Below are 15,937 nucleotides of genomic sequence, written 5' to 3'. Positions count from 1 at the left end.
TCGGCCGTCGCGACCCCATATAGACGCCATCGCCCCGCTTCATCATGAGCACGGGTGCGACTGAGAGATGCTTCATGCTCCCGCTCTGGCGGGAAGACCGTGCCTTTTGGCGCGGCCTCGCATGTTGGAGAGCATCTCATGTCTCGCGCAGTAAATGTCGACGCAACGCACGACGAAGTGGTGGCCATGGCCGCCAAGCACGGCGCGGTGATCAGCGCGATCGAAGCCCTTCAACCCAGCGGCACGCGCGTCGTCTTCATGAATGCCGACGGCAGCGCCATCGTCGCCAAGGCCTTTGGGTCGCGCGTGATCAAGGGGCCGGTGATCCGCACGCCCTGGGGCAGTTCGCTGGCGCGCTGAGCCGACGGCACGGTCCGTCGACGCGACTCCCTCCTTCGAAAGGACGACCCATGCAACCCACAGCCAAGTTCTGCCGCACGCAGGAAGCGCAGCAACGGTCGCGCGCGGCCGAAGCCCATCTCGACAATGTCCGCAACATCGCCACCGGGGCCGCGAACGCCTGGGGCAAGGAAGCCGTGCTGGCCGAGCGGCGGGAAGCACGCCAGGCGCAGGCCGGCCTGACCACCGACACGACGACCGGACCCATTTCCTGGGATCGGACGTTGAGCGAAAACCCTGATCGGGGGTTTGCCGGTCAACCCCGGCCCGCAATGCCGATGGTCGCCGGCTGATCCATGGCGACCGGCGTAGCGGAGCGAATGGAGAAGGTCATGGACCGTGCCGTACCGTCCGACATGGTCGAGCAATGGATGACTCATTTGCGCCTGCAACGCACCCGGGCGCGCGACATCGTCTGGCTGATCGAAGGCGGTGCCACGCTGCATGACGGGCGTGAGGGCGAGCCGATGACTGACGCCACCCAGCGCTGGCTGACGGAACAGAAGAGCGTAATCGCTGAAACGGACCGGCTGCTTGCACTGTACGAAAGCATCAACCTGCGCGATCGCACGATCGGAGCCTAGCCAGCGCGATCCTAGGTGCAGATAACGGACCGCCTCCCGCCAACCTGTTATCTATTCGATCACTGCCTCGTAGCGCGCGTCCAGGTCCAGCGCGCGCTCCGCATCGGCGTCAGCGCGGCGGACATCGCCCCGCTGCCGAAACAACAGGCTGCGGTTATAATAGACCCGCGCCGTGCCGGGCGCATAGCGCACCGCCTTGTCGAGATCGGCAATGGCATGATCCAGCTCGCCCTTGCGCTGATGGGCGAGGCCCCGGTTGAGCCACGCGATGGCAAGCTTCGGCGCGATCCCGATGGCCTGATCGAACGCGACGATCGCGCCGTCCGTGTCGCCCCGCCAGGCGCGTGAGAGGCCGTCCGCGACATGGGCCGCTGCGCGACCGGCGGCGCCCGACGCACCTGGATCGACCAGCTTCTTGCAGGCAGCGAGATCGGCGCCCGGATCGTTCACCGTGCAGGCGTTCCAGTCGCCGCGTTCGCTCGCCTTGCGCGCACGTCGCAAGGCCGCGGGCGACCGTACCGCCGTGCCGGTCACGACGATGTCGTTGTTGGAGGCGCGCTCCTCCCGCATCCCCATGGTCGCGGGTGCCCCCTGGGGTGCCGCGATCACCGGCACTGGTTCTGGCGGAGGCGGAGGCGGAGGCGGCGGAGGTGGTGGCGCCGCATCAGCGTGCCGGAACGACGCGACGCGGTCAGCCATGGTTTCCACTTGCTTCATCTGCACGGCCTGCGGCGGCGACGCGGCGTACGGCGCCGGTTCCGGGGCGGGAGCAACCGCGGGCTCTTCCGCCTGCCCTTCGGCCTTGCCGGCGTCGCGCTCGGCGGGCGTGGAGGCCGCAGAATCTGAAACGGTGGGCTTGCTCCCGGATGATTGAACGACCGGCGCCCCGTCAGGGGTCGCCACCGGCCGTGGCGGGATCGGCTGACCGGCCATCGGCCCGGGCGTCGGCATGCTTGGGGCCTCCCCGTCGGTAGTGGCGAAACGATCGTTGGTCGCCATCCAGACCGGCAGGCCGATCACCGCGACCAGCGCGGCGGTGACCAGCGCGCCCATCTGTGGCCGGCCGATCCGCCACGGCGCCGGCCCTGCCGCGCGCGGGCCATCGGGGGCACGCGACGTGTCGGCCACCCCGTCGAAACGGCGCATCGCCGCCTCGATCGCCGCGTCGCGCCGGTCGGGCCGGGGCGGCGGCGGTTCGGGCAGCGATGCCGAGAGGTCGCTATCGGTGGACATTCACGACGCCCCGTCGGCGGAGCGGATCACGCGGCAATCCGGCAGGAGCCTGAAGCAAGGGGACGAAAGGGACATCTGCCGGCCTTATAGCCTCAATTACGGGCTGGTCGAATGCGCGATCGGCCGCAACCAGGCGGATGCGACGGTGTCCGCCGCACCCGCCCCCGGCGCTAGCGCTCCAGCCGGGCGAGCGCCCCCGCCGACTTCGCCGCACGGACAAGCTGGACGAACTCGGTACGATAGCCGAAATCATCCTCGCCGCGCGTCGCGGTGACGATCCGCAGTACATCGTCATACGTCATCGATCCGTTATTCTTGCCGCCGCGCAGCAGCTCGGCAAAGGCCGCGACGCCAGTCGCGAAGCGCGCATCGCGCGGCGCGTCCTCGAACCGCAATGCCTCGGACGTGCGGTCGATCGGGGTCGAGATCAGCCGGCTCGTATCCGACTTGGGCAGCTTGTAGCGGATCTTCACGAAGCCATATTCGCTGCCGCGCGAGGCCACGCGATCCGCGACCGGCGCAGGCTGGGAATAGCGCAGGTCACCGATGCTGCGCGGGCCGCCGACCGGCACCACCTCATAGATCGCGGTCACCGTCTGGCCCGACCCCACATCGCCCGCATCGACCTTGTCATTGTCAAAATCCTCGCGGGCGAGCATGCGCGTCTCATAGCCGATCAGGCGATATTCGGCGACGGTGGCGGGGTTGAACTCGACCTGGATCTTCACGTCCTTGGCGATCGGAAACAGGGTCGAGGTCGCTTCGTCGACCAGCGTCTTCCGCGCCTCGCTGACCGTGTCGATATAGGCGGCGGCGCCATTGCCGTTCTGCGCCAGCGCCTGCATCAGCGCGTCGTTGTAATTGCCCATGCCGAAGCCGAGCACGGAGAGGAAGACGCCCTTGCCGCGCTCCCGCTCGATATAGCCCTTCAGCTCATCCTGGTTCGTGATGCCGACATTGAAATCGCCGTCGGTCGCCAGGATGACCCGGTTGACGCCCCTGGGATCGAGATTGGCTTCCGCCAGCGCATAGGCCTGGCGGATGCCCTCGGCACCCGCAGTGCTGCCGCCCGCGCCGAGCCGGTCGATCACCGCCAGGATCCGGTCCTTCTCACTCGCGCGGGTCGGCTCGAGGGCGGTACCGGCCGAGCCGGCATAGGTGACGATCGAGACCCGATCATTGGCGTCGAGCTGATCGAGCAGCATGGCCAGCGACTGCTTGACCAGAGGCAATTTGTTGGGGGCGTTCATCGACCCCGAGGTGTCGATCAGGAAGACGAGATTGGCGCGCGGCCGGGTCGCGCGCTGAATCTCATAGCCGCGAATGCCGATGCGGACGAGCTTGCGCCCCGCCGTCCAGGGGCTGGGGAAGACCGCGACATTGGTGCTGAACGGCTGATCGGCGGAGCGGGCGCTCACATAGCTATAGGGGAAATAATTGACCATCTCCTCGGTCCGCACCGCCGCCGGCTGGGGCAGGACATTGCGGTTGAGCGACGCGCGGACGAAGGAATAGGAAGCAGTGTCGACGTCGATCGAGAAGGTCGAGACGGGGTCCTCCCGCACGACCTTGAACGGATTTTCCGCCGTGGCGGTGAACTTGTCGCGTCCGACGTCCTGATACACTGGCGACGGCATGCGGAAACGCTCCTCCGCCACCGGGGCATAGGCGCGCGAAGCCATCATCTTACCTGTGACGACCGGCACCGGCTCCGGAGATGGCGGCGGGGGCGGCGGCGGCGGGGGCGGTGGTGCGGACATCGCCGACTGGTCCGCAACGGTCACTGGAGAAGTTTGCCTCTGGGCGACGGACGGCGCCTCCGAGCGCGTGCCGGTGACGACGATATCGTTTGCCCCAGGGGCGGATGGAGTGGCGGGCGGGCCAGCTGACTCGATGCCTGACCTAGCACAGGAGGCGAGGAGCATGGCGGTCAGCCCGATGACGGCGGCCGGGTGTAGGCGGGGCATAGAAACTCTCCCTGGTGACAGCGGCGCACGATCGTCCGCATGTCCCTTCGACGCCGCTCGCCGGGATATCCTTGGGAGCCCCTGAAATTATTTTTGAAGAGCCGCGGCGCCGGTCAGCCGCCCTCGGGCCGGTCGGTCGCGAGCAGCCGTCGCACCTCGTGCATGCGCCAGGAGACGGTCGATTCCGCCACCCCCAATATCTCGGCCGCTTCGGCATGGCTGAGCTGCTGGCCCGCGACGAGGACCACGGCATCGCGATAGGCCGGCTTCAGTCGTGCGACGGCGCTCCTCACCCACATCGCGTCGTGCAGGTCGCGCCCGTCCGGTCCGCGCGTGAGCCCGGTCAATACGCCGAGCCGTTCGGTGAAGCCGAGGAACGATCGGCGCCGGCGCTTCTGGTCGCGACAGGCATTGACCACGATGCCGCACAACCAGGTGGTGAACTTCGCCTCGCCGCGGAATCCGGCGATCTTCTCGACCAGGGTACAGCAGACATCCTGCGCGATATCGTCCGCGTCGGCGCGCGATCCGGTCAGCTGCCAGGCGAGGCCGTGGATCCGGTTATAGTGACGCTGGAGCAGCGTACCGAACGCGTCGCGATCGCCGCCAATGGCGGCGGCGACCAGGTCATTGTCCGGATCGTCCCCGATATCTCCCACAGGCCGCTGTGTGCATCATTCATGGTGCGGATGCCATCGCGGACCGCACCGCCAGACTACTCAATCGCCGGCGGGATACGGGTTCTCGCGCAGCAAGGGCAGGATGCATTCTTCGTAATAATGGTTGGTGAGCCCGGCGAGTTCGCGCTTCATCTCCTCCTTCGCTTCGTCGCTCGCGGTACGCCCCGTCGCGATATCGCCCAGACCGCAGCGCTCGGCGAGGTCGGCGATATGGCCGTCCGCCACGCCGAGGACGTCGCCGAACTGGCCCAGATGGTGGACCGGCAGCCCCATGGTCCGCGCGGACGCTTCATCGGCGGGGAGGAACCGCGTGTTGAATTGCCAATAGGGAGTCAGCTCCAGGACATCGAGCAGCAGCTCGGCATGCGGGCCGTTCCAGATATCGTCGGTCAGGATGAATTGCGTCGCGACGCGACAGCCCGGATGCTCCGCACCGATCCGCGCATTCTCCCCGGCGAGCACGGCTTCATGCGCCAGCTTCTCCGCAGCGATACGCGCATCGACCGGATCCATCGGCGCCGGATTGGTGCCATCGTCCGGCGACAGCCCTGCGTCATGTATCGCAGTGCCGATCTCGTCCTCCCACAGCTCCCGCGGGATGATCTGCCTTATGCTGTCGTCCCGCGTCTCGCGGGTTCGTTTTCCGAACCACCCGAACATGCTCTTCCCCCGGATCGTGTCGCGAGGCTGATATATCGGCCGGGTTAAGAAAGGGCGAGCGCTCCGGCACCATGGCCACCCTCGCCTTCACCCCGCCACTGCGTCCACCAGATCCTGGATCCGCGTGAACACCAGCGCGCCCGCGCCGCGCAACGCGGCGCTCTTGCTCTCCACCGTGCCGACATTGCCGTGGATCAGCGCGCCGGCATGGCCCATCGTCACGCCCTCGCGCGCAGCCTGGCCGGCGACCAGCGCATAGACGGGTTTCGCGAAGCCCTGGTCACGGATCGCCGCCGCCAGCTCCTCTTCCTCATTGCCGCCGATCTCGCCGATGATGACCAGCGCGTCGGTGCCGGCATCCTGCGCGAAGTGCGGCAGCATGTCAGCGAAGCGCGTACCCTTGACCGGATCACCACCCACCCCGACCCACAGGCTCTGGCCGAGCCCGCGCGCGACGAGGCGGTGGCAGACCTCGTAGGAAAGCGTGCCGCTCTTCGCCATCACGCCAAGCCGGCCGGGCGCGAGCGAGACGTCGGGGAGGAAGCCCAGCTTCATCCTGCCCGGGATCGCGATGCCCGGGGTGGATGCCCCGATCCAGCGCGCGCTGGCCGCTGCGACCGCGTGCTTCGCCTTCACGGCATCATGGATCGGCATGCCCTCGGTGATCGTCACCACTGTTCGGATACCGGCGGCGATGGCGTCGAGGATCGCGGGCAGCACGGCAAGCGGCGGCACGATCGCGACGCTCGCCACGGCGCCGGTCACCGCGACCGCTTCGGCGCAGGTGCGGAACACCGGGATCCCCCCGACATCCTCGTCCCGCGGACTGACTCCGCCGACGATATTGGTGCCATAAGCGCGCATCGAGAGAGTGTGAGTCCGCCCAGCCCGCCCGGTCATGCCCTGGACGATGACCGGCGCATCGGCGCTCAGGAAGCTCTCACGCATCGACGGTCTCCGCGCCGGCCCGCTCGATGGCGAGATCGATCGCGCGCTCCAGGTCGGTCTCGATCGCGATCGGGTTGCCCGCTTCGGCGATGATCGCCCGCGCTTCCTCCAGCCCGTTGCCGATGAAGCGCGCGGTGATCGGTGCCTTCAACTGCGGCACGGCGGCGATCGCCTGGATCAGCAGCCGGGATATCTCGCCGAGATGGGTGTGGCCGGCGAAGAAGTTGATGAGCACCGACTTGATGTTCGGCCCCTCCGCGATCCACTCCATCACCTGGATCAGCCGGGCGGGGTCGCCTTTGAATTGGCCGGTGCGAATGTCGCAGAAGTTGAACGGGCCGCGCCCACGCGCGACCAGTTCGTCGATCAACTGCATGCTGAGCCCCGCACCGGTGGTGATCAGCCCGATATCGCCTCGCGGGTCGAGCCGGACGAAATCGAAACCCTGCGCCAGCTTCAGTGCGGCTTCCGGGTAGAGATCGGCGTTTTCCTCGATCACGCGTACCAGCCGTGGCCGGCGTTCGAGTGCGTTCTCGTCGATCGCCAATTTGGTGTCGCCGATGATCCAGCTGCCATCGGCACGGATGAAGAGCGGGTTGATCTCGAGCAGCAACGCTTCGTATTCGAAGAACGCGGGGATCAGCGCCTCGGCCGCCTCGCGCATCGGGCCCCGCACCGCATCAGGCAGCGCTGCCGACAGTCGCTCCACCGCATCGCGCATTGCCGCCGGGTCGAGCGCGACGCTCTCGCCGATCAGGTCGTCGTGCGCCTCCTCGATATCAACGCCGCCCTGCGGCGACATCATCACGCGGACCATCGCCGGCCCGGCGTCGAGGGTGAAGCTGAGATAGGTTTCATATTGGTAGTCGACGAGTTCCTCGATGCGGCAGGCCGCGACCTTGTGCCCGCGAATGATCATGCCGAGGATCGCGTCGAGTCCCGCGCATACCGCCGCCGCATCACGCGCGACCTTGATGCCACCAGCCTTGCCGCGGCCGCCGACCGGAACCTGGGCCTTCACCGCGCCAGAGGTCGCGTCGACGGCGTCGCCGACGCGGACCAGTTGCCCATACGGGACCGGCAGGCCGAGTTCGGCGAGCAGGGTCTTCGCGTCGTGTTCGAGCAGCATCATGACCCGCCACCCCGGACTTGTTCCGGGGCCCATCGTCCCGCAAACGCACCAACCGCAGCTCTCGCGGAACCATGGATGCCGGAACAAGTCCGGCATGACGGTGTGGTGAGGCGCATCAAACCCACCAGCGCCCGCCATTCACCACGATCGACTGGCCGGTGATGAATCGCCCCTCGTCGCTCGCCAGCAGCGCCGCCATCGCCGCGACATCCTCAGGCTCGCCGACGAAGCCGACCGGGATCTGCGCCATGGTCTCCGCCACCACCGGATCCTTGCTGGTGGTCAGCGCCCGCGTCAGGATCGGGCCCGGGCAGAGCGCATTGACCGTCACCCCGTCGGGCGCCAGTTCCCGCGCCACCGCCCGGGTGAAGCCGATGATCCCGGCCTTGGCCGCGCTGTAATCATGGCTGCCGATCGGGCCGGTCAGCGCCGCCTCCGACGCCATGTTGATGATCCGGCCATATTTTCGCGCGACCATGCCAGGCGCGACCGCGCGGGAGAAACGCATCGTCGTGAACAGGTTGAGCTCGATCACGAAGCGCCACACCTCTTCCTCGGACACGAGGAAGCGCGATTTCCGCTCGCGCGCGCCCTGGCCGACATTGTTGATCAGCACGTCGATCCTGCCGAACCGCGCTTCCGCCTCGGCGACGAAATCCCACGCCGCCTGCCGATCGGTGCAATCGGCCGCACGCACCAGGATCGTGCCGCCCGCCGCCTCGACCTCGGCCTTGAGCGCGGCGAGCGTATCTTCCTCGCGGTCGATCACCGCGAGCGCCGCACCCTCCGACGAAAGCCGCAAGGCGCAGCCCCGGCCGATGCCGTTGGCACCGCCCGTCACCATCGCCACCCGCCCGCTCAAACGCTCCATCCGGCTCTCCTCGCGCCATGACTTCCCGTCATGGGTAGTGTGTCCTCCCGGTCATTCTGTGCTGAATGTCGGGTTGCATGCTGGATATTCGTATAGAATGCTGTTAGAACCGCATTCAAATAAAATATAGCCATGAGAGGATGAGAGAATGTCCGTCGTTCGACGCGCAGTCCGCCGCACCGGCCCACTCAACCCGTTGCGCGCCTTCGAAGTCGCCGCGCGCCACATGAGCTTCACCATCGCCGCGGACGAGCTCTGCGTGACTCAGGGCGCGATCAGCCGCGCGGTGAAGACGCTCGAGGATTATTACGGCGTGCCGTTGTTCAAACGGCTCGGCAACGGGCTCGAGCTGACGCCGAAGAGCCGAATCCTTGCGCACAAGCTGACCGACATCTTCGTCCAGCTCGCCGATGCGACCGACGAGTTCGTCGGCTCCAAGACATCGCATGTGCTGACGGTGTGGACGTACACCAGCTTCATGATCGGCTTCCTGATCCCCAAGCTCCCCGATTTCCAGGTCAAGCATCCCAACATCAAGGTTCGGCTGATCTCCGCGACCGACAGCACCGATTTCAACCGTGAGCAGGTCGATGTACGGCTGCGGTACGGGCATGGCCATTGGCAGGGCTTCGACAGCACCCTGCTGTTCCGCGAGGAATTGCGCCCGGTGTGCAGCCCCAAGCTGCTCGAACCCGGCGCGACGACGATGAGTTTCGCCGAGCTGGAGAAACAGGTGCTGCTCCATCATGACGGACGGCGCCACGACTGGGCCGACTGGCTCGCGGCCGCCGGCCATCCCGAACTGGTGCCGCATGACAATCTGGTGTTCGACGAACTGAGCGTGGCTAACCAGGCGGCGATCTCCGGCGTCGGCATCGCCATGGCGCAGCGGGCCTATTTCCAGAACGAGATCGCCAATGGCCAGCTGATCGCGCCGTTCGAGACGGTGCTGAAGCGAGACCGGGGCTATTACCTCACCGTCTCGCGCGAGCGGCGCAATGCCGATCATGTCGCGATCTTCCGGGACTGGCTGCTCGACCAGCTGAGTGAGCTCGATCATGGCGAGGAAGCCTATCCGGTGCTGCGCGCCGCCAATGGCTGAGGGCCGCGCGACAGGCTGGTGACGATCCCGGCCGCGGCGAACAGCGCCGCGACGAGCAGCGCGACGACTCGCCCCTCGGCCGGCAGCAGGCGAAACATCAGCGCCGCCACCGCGGCGCCGCTCGCCTGCCCCAGCACCCGTGCCGTCGCGCCCATCACGCTTGCGCTGCCGCTCCGTTCGATCGGGCTCGCCAGGATCACCGCCTTGCTGCTCGGCGGCTGAAAGATTCCGTAGCCGAACCCGCACAACCCCATCCGCCACGCGATATCCCACACGCCGGCGCCCGGTTGAATCAAGGCGAGCGACAATAGTCCGCTGCCGAAGATCGCCAGCCCGATCGCGCAGAGGGGCCCGGTCTCGATCCGGTTCCCGAGCCATCCCCCAAAGGGCGCCACCGCCGCGAGCATCAACGGCCAGGGCAGGAACAGCAGGCCGGTCTCGATCTGGGTCCGCCCGAGATCCTGCTGGAAGTGGAAGGGCAGTACGACATAAGCGAGCAGCTGCGCCGCCGAGGCCGCGAACACCGTGCCGACCGACAGGCCGAAGCGCCGGGTGCGCAGCAGATCGACCGGAAGCAGCGGCATCGCCATGCCCGTCTGGCGCCAGACCAGCAACACGCCGGCGGCGAGGCCGCTTATCCCAAGCGCGAGCGGCACCGCCGCCCCGTCGCGATGCGCAACGGCATCGAGCGCGAGCAGAACAAGCCCGAAGGTCGCCATGCTCAGCACCACGCTCAGCGCGTCGAGCCGCTCGCCGTTGCGCTCGGCCGCCTTGGGCAGCGAGGCGATGCCGATCACGAGCAGCAGCAAGGTCACCGGCAGGTTGACGATGAACAGCCAGCGCCAGTTCGTCAGCGACACGACGAGCGAGGCGAAGCTCGGCCCGCCGGCCAGCGCGAGGGCGACGAGCAGGCTGTTGACGCTGATGCCGCGCGACAATTTCTCCGGCGGATAGACGAAGCGCAACATCGCATTGGTGACGCCCATGATGCCCGCCCCGCCACAGCCCTGGACGAAGCGCCACGCCGCGAGCGACCAGAGATCGTCCGCCATCGCGCAGCCGAACGAGGCGACCCCGAACAGCGCGATGCAGCCGAGATAGAGGCGCGCATGGCCATAAATGTCGGCTGCCTTGCCGATCGGCAGCAGCACCAGCGCGACGGCGAGCTGATAGGCATTGACCACCCAGATCGCCTCAGCCGGCCCGACCCCGAGTTGCCCGGCGATCGACGGCAGCGCGATGTTGAGCATCACGCCGTCGAGCACCGACATGGTCACGGCAAGCCCGACGGTGAACGCCGCCAGCCTGCCGCGGCCGTGCACGGTCACCCGCAGCGGCGTTCGAACACCGCCGCCAGCCCCTGCCCGCCGCCGATGCACATCGTCTCCACGCCGTAGCGCGCACCGCGCCGGTCCATCTCGCGCAACAGGGTCGCCATGATCCGCCCGCCGGTCGCGCCGACCGGATGGCCGAGCGAGATGCCCGAGCCATGGACATTCATCCGCTCGAAATCGCTAGCGCCGAACTTCCACTCGCGGGTGCAGGCGAGCACCTGCGCGGCGAATGCCTCGTTGAGTTCGATCAGGTCGATGTCGGCGAGGGTCAGACCGGCGCGATCGAGCGCCTTGGCGACCGAGGGCACCGGCCCGATGCCCATGGTCTTTGGCGGTACGCCAGCGACGGCCCATGAGACGAGCCGTGCGAACGGCCTGAGGCCAAGCGCCGCTGCCTTCTCCACCGTGGTCACGATCGCGACCGAGGCGCCGTCATTCTGCCCGCTGGCATTGCCTGCGGTCACCGTCGCCTCGGCATCCTTCGCGCCGAGGATCGGTTTCAATGACGCGAGCGATTCCGCGGTCACGCCGCGGCGCGGATGCTCATCCGACTCGACCAGCATCTCTTCCTTGCGGGTCTTCACGGCGACCGGCACGATCTCCTCGGCAAACACGCCGCTATCCTGCGCCGCCACTGCGCGGCGATGCGATTCCGCGGCGAAAGCATCCTGCTCCGCGCGCGGCACCGCATAATCGCGGCGGAGATTCTCGGCGGTTTCCAGCATGCCGCCGGGCACCGGATAGTGGGCGCCGCCTGCGGTGATCCGGCCTCGCGCCAGGGCATCGTCGAACTTCATCCCGTCCCCGGTCGCGCCCCAGCGAAGGGCGGTGGAATAAAAGGGCGCGTTGCTCATCGATTCAGCGCCGCCCGCCAGCACCAGGTCCGAGCCACCGGTCGCGACCTGCATCGCGGCATAGATCACTGCCTGAAGCCCCGATCCGCAACGCCGGTCGATCTGCAACCCGCCGACCTCGATCGGCAGCCCGGCGTTCAGCGCGACCACCCGGCCGAGCGCCGGCGCGTCCATCGTGGGATAGCATTGCGCGAACAGGACATCCTCGACCTCTCCGGCCGGCAGGCCGGTCCGGTCGAGCAGCCCACGCACGACGATCGCGCCAAGCTCATGTGCGCTGAGCGTCTTGAACACGCCGCCAAAGCGGCCGACCGGCGTCCTCAACGGCTCGCAAATCACCACGTCGCGCACAGTCATTCTCCCGTTTCGATGATCCCGGTCATCGCCGGCTGACCGGCCGCGTCAGCGGTCCAGACCTCGGCGCCGCGCCCCGTCCGCTTGAGGTTCAATGAGAAGGGCGCGGTATCGAACAGCGGCCGGCGCGCACGGAAAGCGAAGCGTTTCACCCGGGCGCCGGGTGTCTCGCACAGGAAGTGATCCATCAGCAGGGTCGCGGCATAGGGGCCGTGAACGACCAGCCCCGGATAGCCCTCCACGCCCCGCGCATAACCGCGGTCATAATGGATGCGATGCCCGTTGAAGGTCAGCGCCGAATAGCGGAACAGCGCGACGGGATCGGGCGTGACGATGCGAGTGGCCTCTGCGACGCGCGCTTCTACCGGCGGCGGCGCGGCGGCACTACCGTCCCCGCGATAGACCAGGTCCTGCCGCTCCTCGATGACCAGCACGCCGTCGCAGCGTATCGCATGGCGCATCGTGACGAAGACCATCTCGCCGCTCGATCCGGTCTTCGCCGTCACGTCGGCGACGGTCGATACGCGTTCGATCGACGCTCCGATGCGGATTGGCGCGTGGAAGACTATCTCCCCTGCGGCCCACATCCGCCGGGGGAGCGGTACCGGCGGAAGGAAGTCGCCGCGCTTCGGATGCCCATCGACGTCGATGGCGGACTGGCGCGCGTGCGGCAGGAAATAGAGCCAGTGACCGAGCGGCGGCACCTCTCCGGGGAGCTGCGCCTCATGGTCGAGCAGCGCGGCAAGGCCGGCCAGCGGTGCCGGCGAGGCCTGGTCGACGGCCCGCTCCTCGCGACCGATCCATGACTTGAGATGCTCGATATCCACGTGGGTCCTTATGCGAGGTCGGATCGCGGCTGTCGCGGCTGCGGAGAAAATTTCCCCCGGCTTTGTCAATTTTTCATCGTGCGACGGCCTGTGCCCGCGTCCATCAATCGCGTGTCAAAAGCGGAGGCGGCATGCCGGAAATCGAGTTCGTTGCGGTCGACGGCACGCGCAGGAGGATTCCGGGCGATGTCGGTGACAGCGTCATGATCGCCGCGACCGAGGGGCGCGTGCCGGGCATCCTCGCGCGGTGCGGTGGATCGTGCCGCTGCGCGACCTGCCATGTCTATGTCGCGGCGGAATGGGTGAGCGCCCTGCCGCCCATGTCGCCGTACGAGGACGAGATGCTCGACGCGGCCGAGGCCGAACGCCGCGCCACCAGCCGGCTGAGCTGTCAGATCACGCTGACCGCTGCCATGGACGGAATCGTCGTGCATGTGCCAGAGCGGCAATAGTGATGTGTGTCGATGAAGGTGAGACAATGAAGCTCCGGTCGTTGCTGTTCGTCCCCGGGGACCGCCCCGATCGCTTCGCCAAGGCGGCGGCGAGCGGCGCCGACGCGCTGATCCTCGATCTCGAGGATTCGGTGTCGGTCGAAAAGAAGCCCGAGGCGCGTGCGGCGATCGCTGCGTGGCTGAAGGACGGACGCACCCTGCCCTGCTTCGTCCGCATCAATCCGCTTGGCGGCGACGAGACCCGCGCCGATCTGGCCGCGATCCTGCCCGCCGGGCCTGACGGGATCGTGCTGCCGAAGGCGGAGGGCGCCCCGTCGGTCCGCGCGCTGATCGAGCTTGCCGGTGGCTCGACCCCGCCGATCCTGCCGATCGCCAGCGAGACCGCTGCCGCCGTGTTCCAGCTCTCCACCTATGGCGAGGTCGCGACCCATCTCGCCGGCCTGACCTGGGGCGCCGAAGATTTGCCTGCCGCGATCGGCGCGACTGCCTCGCGCAACGCCGATGGGAGTTATACCGCGCCCTATGAGATGGTCCGCGCGCTGACCCTGTTCGGTGCCCATGCCGCAGCGGTGACGGCGATCGAAACGGTCTATCCCAACATCGCCGACACCGACGGCCTCGCCGCCTATGTCGCGCGTGGCCGGCGCGACGGCTTTACCGGCATGATGGCGATCCACCCGGCCCAAGTCGCGACGATCAACGCCGGCTTTAGCCCGAGCGAGGCGGAGATCGCGCATGCTCGCGCAGTGGTGCAAGCCTTCGCCGCAAATCCGGGCGCAGGGGCGCTGAAGCTCGACGGCAAGATGATCGACCAGCCGCATCTCAGCCAGGCGCGCAAGGTGCTGGCGCAGACAGGATAAGGAGCGGGCAAACATTGAGTCGGACTAGCGCCGCGAACCGGCGGGTTGAATCGAACCGGGACGACGACAGCATGTTGAAAATGTCATGCAGGTAGCTGACATTTTCAATCTACTCATTGCCTTTAATATCAAAGACTTATGCAAAATCGACAATGAGCAACGGCATTAAGCGCGTTCAGTCGATCCGCGCATAGACCGACTTCACCTCGGTATAGGCATCGATCGATTGCCGCCCCAGTTCGCGCCCGATGCCCGATTGGCGATAGCCGCCAAAAGGCGAGATCAGATCGACATGGAGATAGGTGTTGATCCACACCGTGCCGGCCCGGAGCGCTTTCACCACCCGGTGGCCGCGGCCGAGATCGCGAGTCCAGACCGCCGCAGCCAGCCCGAACTCCGTATCATTGGCGATGCGGATCGCCTCCGCCTCGTCGTCGAACGGGATCAGCACGGTGACCGGACCGAACACCTCTTCGCGGGCAATGCGCATGCGGTTGTCGGCATTGGCGAAGATGGTGGGTTCGACGAAGAATCCCGGCCGGTCGAGCGCTGCGCCGCCGGTCAGCAGTTGGGCTCCGTCGGCGCGGCCAACATCGAAATAGGAGGTCACCCGGTCGAACTGCTCGCGCGATACGACCGGCCCCATCATCGTCAAGGGGTCGAACGGATCGCCGACGCTGAACGCGCCCACCTGCGCCGCGAGCTTCCGGGCGAAATCGTCATGCACGCTGCGATGGACCAGGATGCGCGAGGCGGCGACGCAGATCTGGCCCGAGAGGAAGCAGAAACCCTGCGCGGCCGTTGCCGCAGCGGCATCGAGATCGGCATCGGGGAAGACGATGTTGGGCGATTTGCCGCCCAGTTCCAGTGTCACCCGCTTGAGATTGCCGGCCGAGGCAATGAGGATCTTCTTGCCCACCTCGGTCGACCCGGTGAAGCCGACCTTGTCGACGCCGGGGTGCTCGGCGATTGCCGCGCCCGCGATATGGCCGAGGCCGGTCACGATGTTGACCACGCCCGGCGGCACATCCGCCTCGAGCAGCAACTCGCCCAGCCGGATCGAACTGAGCGGGGTCTGCTCGGCGGGCTTCAAGATCACCGTATTCCCGCATGCCAGGGCGGGCGCGATCTTCCACGCGGCGCTGCCGAGCGGTCCGTTCCACGGCACGATATGGCCGCATACGCCGACCGGCTCGCGCAAGGTATAGTTGAGCATACCGCCCGCCGACGGGTTGGTCTCGCCATAGATCTTGGTCGGCCAGCCGGCATAATAGACGAAGGTCTCGACCACCCCCGCGACCAGCGCGCGGGCGATGGTGAGCGGCGCGCCGTTGTTGCGCGATTCGATCTGCGCCAGCTCCTCCTGATGCGCCTCGATCTTGTCGGCGATGCGCAACAACAGGCGGGATCGCTCGTGCGGCGACATGCCGGCCCAGCTCGGTTGGTCGAACGCCGCCCGCGCCGCAACGACCGCCGCATCGACATCCATCCTGTCGCCCGCCGCCGACTCGCCGAGCGTCTCGCCGGTGGCTGGGTCGATCGCGGCGAACGTCTCGCCGGATCGCGCAGCGACCCATTCGCCGCCAATCAGCAGCTTTGTCGCGCCTGCGCCGAGGAAGGCGGTCGCAGCGGCATCGGCCGGCGCCGTCGGGGCTTCGAATATGGAGGCCATGTGTCCCT

17 protein-coding genes are annotated in these 15,937 nt (G+C 67.3%); 6 read left to right on the top strand and 11 right to left on the bottom strand.

The genetic code is table 11. The features are described from left to right. Window positions 1-138: 138 nt before the first annotated feature. The 3 genes from WC729_RS23070 to WC729_RS23060 are packed head-to-tail and all read left to right on the top strand — an operon-like array spanning window position 139 to window position 983. Entirely contained in the window at window positions 139-360 is a 222-nt protein-coding gene (locus WC729_RS23070; RefSeq protein ID WP_372856799.1) for a hypothetical protein, read from the top strand. A gap of 50 nt (window positions 361-410) precedes the next feature. Further along, window positions 411-692 (top strand): hypothetical protein, encoded by a 282-nt coding sequence (locus tag WC729_RS23065; protein WP_372856798.1) that lies wholly within the window; start codon window positions 411-413, stop codon window positions 690-692. Between the two features lie 39 nt (window positions 693-731). Beyond that, window positions 732-983: a hypothetical protein gene (locus WC729_RS23060; RefSeq protein WP_372856797.1), complete on the top strand. Its 252-nt coding sequence runs from the start codon at window positions 732-734 to the stop codon at window positions 981-983. A 51-nt stretch (window positions 984-1,034) separates the two neighbouring features. Here WC729_RS23060 and WC729_RS23055 read toward each other — a convergent pair whose 3' ends face one another. The 7 genes from WC729_RS23055 to WC729_RS23025 all read right to left on the bottom strand — a co-directional run bounded on the left by WC729_RS23055 (window position 1,035) and on the right by WC729_RS23025 (window position 8,474). Further along, a complete protein-coding gene (locus tag WC729_RS23055; protein ID WP_372856796.1) occupies window positions 1,035-2,216 on the bottom strand; it encodes a tetratricopeptide repeat protein in 1,182 nt (393 codons plus the stop codon). 170 nt (window positions 2,217-2,386) lie between these two features. Next, window positions 2,387-3,898, bottom strand: a complete 1,512-nt coding sequence (locus WC729_RS23050; protein WP_372856795.1) for a von Willebrand factor type A domain-containing protein — start codon at window positions 3,896-3,898, stop codon at window positions 2,387-2,389. Between the two features lie 398 nt (window positions 3,899-4,296). After that, a complete protein-coding gene (locus tag WC729_RS23045) occupies window positions 4,297-4,842 on the bottom strand; it encodes an RNA polymerase sigma factor (RefSeq protein WP_372856794.1) in 546 nt (181 codons plus the stop codon). Between the two features lie 60 nt (window positions 4,843-4,902). After that, window positions 4,903-5,523 (bottom strand): hypothetical protein, encoded by a 621-nt coding sequence (locus WC729_RS23040; RefSeq protein WP_372856793.1) that lies wholly within the window; start codon window positions 5,521-5,523, stop codon window positions 4,903-4,905. 87 nt (window positions 5,524-5,610) lie between these two features. After that, window positions 5,611-6,471 carry a succinate--CoA ligase subunit alpha gene (locus WC729_RS23035; protein WP_372856792.1) on the bottom strand — a complete coding sequence of 287 codons (861 nt, stop codon included), beginning with the start codon at window positions 6,469-6,471 and terminating at the stop codon, window positions 5,611-5,613. Further along, complete coding sequence (locus WC729_RS23030; protein WP_372856791.1) at window positions 6,464-7,603, bottom strand: ATP-grasp domain-containing protein; 1,140 nt, start codon at window positions 7,601-7,603, stop codon at window positions 6,464-6,466. Before WC729_RS23030 ends, WC729_RS23035 begins: the two co-directional genes overlap by 8 nt. 115 nt (window positions 7,604-7,718) lie before the next feature. After that, entirely contained in the window at window positions 7,719-8,474 is a 756-nt protein-coding gene (locus WC729_RS23025; protein ID WP_372856790.1) for an SDR family NAD(P)-dependent oxidoreductase, read from the bottom strand. 148 nt (window positions 8,475-8,622) lie between these two features. Here WC729_RS23025 and gcvA point away from each other — a divergent pair, with 148 nt between their 5' ends. Beyond that, a complete protein-coding gene (gcvA, locus tag WC729_RS23020) occupies window positions 8,623-9,576 on the top strand; it encodes a transcriptional regulator GcvA (RefSeq protein WP_372856788.1) in 954 nt (317 codons plus the stop codon). Here the strand turns inward: gcvA and WC729_RS23015 are convergent. Genes WC729_RS23015 through WC729_RS23005 form a run of 3 tightly spaced genes read right to left on the bottom strand, consistent with a single transcriptional unit; the run spans window position 9,546 to window position 12,945 of the window. Then, window positions 9,546-10,904 (bottom strand): MFS transporter, encoded by a 1,359-nt coding sequence (locus WC729_RS23015; RefSeq protein WP_372856787.1) that lies wholly within the window; start codon window positions 10,902-10,904, stop codon window positions 9,546-9,548. The genes gcvA and WC729_RS23015 overlap by 31 nt on opposite strands. Beyond that, window positions 10,901-12,115: an acetyl-CoA C-acetyltransferase gene (locus WC729_RS23010; RefSeq protein ID WP_372857182.1), complete on the bottom strand. Its 1,215-nt coding sequence runs from the start codon at window positions 12,113-12,115 to the stop codon at window positions 10,901-10,903. Before WC729_RS23010 ends, WC729_RS23015 begins: the two co-directional genes overlap by 4 nt. A gap of 2 nt (window positions 12,116-12,117) precedes the next feature. Next, complete coding sequence (locus WC729_RS23005; protein WP_372856786.1) at window positions 12,118-12,945, bottom strand: MaoC family dehydratase N-terminal domain-containing protein; 828 nt, start codon at window positions 12,943-12,945, stop codon at window positions 12,118-12,120. Between the two features lie 131 nt (window positions 12,946-13,076). Between WC729_RS23005 and WC729_RS23000 the strand changes: the two genes are divergently transcribed. Continuing rightward, on the top strand, window positions 13,077-13,397 hold the full coding sequence (locus tag WC729_RS23000; RefSeq protein ID WP_372856785.1) for a 2Fe-2S iron-sulfur cluster-binding protein: 321 nt from the start codon (window positions 13,077-13,079) through the stop codon (window positions 13,395-13,397). Window positions 13,398-13,423: 26 nt separating this feature from the next. After that, window positions 13,424-14,257, top strand: coding sequence for a CoA ester lyase (locus WC729_RS22995; RefSeq protein WP_372856784.1), 834 nt, complete (start codon window positions 13,424-13,426; stop codon window positions 14,255-14,257). Between the two features lie 175 nt (window positions 14,258-14,432). On the opposite strand, the gene WC729_RS22990 is transcribed toward WC729_RS22995, so the two are convergent. Beyond that, complete coding sequence (locus WC729_RS22990) at window positions 14,433-15,929, bottom strand: aldehyde dehydrogenase family protein (RefSeq protein WP_372856783.1); 1,497 nt, start codon at window positions 15,927-15,929, stop codon at window positions 14,433-14,435. Window positions 15,930-15,937: the final 8 nt, after the last annotated feature.

It is taken from the genome of Sphingomonas sp. (assembly GCF_041661825.1).
Lineage (GTDB): Bacteria > Pseudomonadota > Alphaproteobacteria > Sphingomonadales > Sphingomonadaceae > Sphingomonas.
The sequence above is the reverse complement of the archived record's forward strand: the minus strand, read 5'-3'. Positions and strand labels throughout refer to the sequence as shown.

Excerpts from the sequence above, each read along its gene's own strand:
- WC729_RS22990 (WP_372856783.1), bottom strand. The coding sequence starts at position 15,929 with ATGGCCTCCATATTCGAAGCCCCGACGGCGCCGGCCGATGCCGCTGCG.
- WC729_RS23025 (WP_372856790.1), bottom strand. The coding sequence starts at position 8,474 with ATGGAGCGTTTGAGCGGGCGGGTGGCGATGGTGACGGGCGGTGCCAAC.
- WC729_RS23055 (WP_372856796.1), bottom strand. The coding sequence starts at position 2,216 with ATGTCCACCGATAGCGACCTCTCGGCATCGCTGCCCGAACCGCCGCCG.
- WC729_RS23070 (WP_372856799.1), top strand. The coding sequence starts at position 139 with ATGTCTCGCGCAGTAAATGTCGACGCAACGCACGACGAAGTGGTGGCC.
- WC729_RS22995 (WP_372856784.1), top strand. The coding sequence starts at position 13,424 with ATGAAGCTCCGGTCGTTGCTGTTCGTCCCCGGGGACCGCCCCGATCGC.
- WC729_RS23040 (WP_372856793.1), bottom strand. The coding sequence starts at position 5,523 with ATGTTCGGGTGGTTCGGAAAACGAACCCGCGAGACGCGGGACGACAGC.
- gcvA (WP_372856788.1), top strand. The coding sequence starts at position 8,623 with ATGTCCGTCGTTCGACGCGCAGTCCGCCGCACCGGCCCACTCAACCCG.
- WC729_RS23050 (WP_372856795.1), bottom strand. The coding sequence starts at position 3,898 with ATGGCTTCGCGCGCCTATGCCCCGGTGGCGGAGGAGCGTTTCCGCATG.
- WC729_RS23000 (WP_372856785.1), top strand. The coding sequence starts at position 13,077 with ATGCCGGAAATCGAGTTCGTTGCGGTCGACGGCACGCGCAGGAGGATT.
- WC729_RS23030 (WP_372856791.1), bottom strand. The coding sequence starts at position 7,603 with ATGATGCTGCTCGAACACGACGCGAAGACCCTGCTCGCCGAACTCGGC.
- WC729_RS23065 (WP_372856798.1), top strand. The coding sequence starts at position 411 with ATGCAACCCACAGCCAAGTTCTGCCGCACGCAGGAAGCGCAGCAACGG.
- WC729_RS23035 (WP_372856792.1), bottom strand. The coding sequence starts at position 6,471 with ATGCGTGAGAGCTTCCTGAGCGCCGATGCGCCGGTCATCGTCCAGGGC.
- WC729_RS23060 (WP_372856797.1), top strand. The coding sequence starts at position 732 with ATGGACCGTGCCGTACCGTCCGACATGGTCGAGCAATGGATGACTCAT.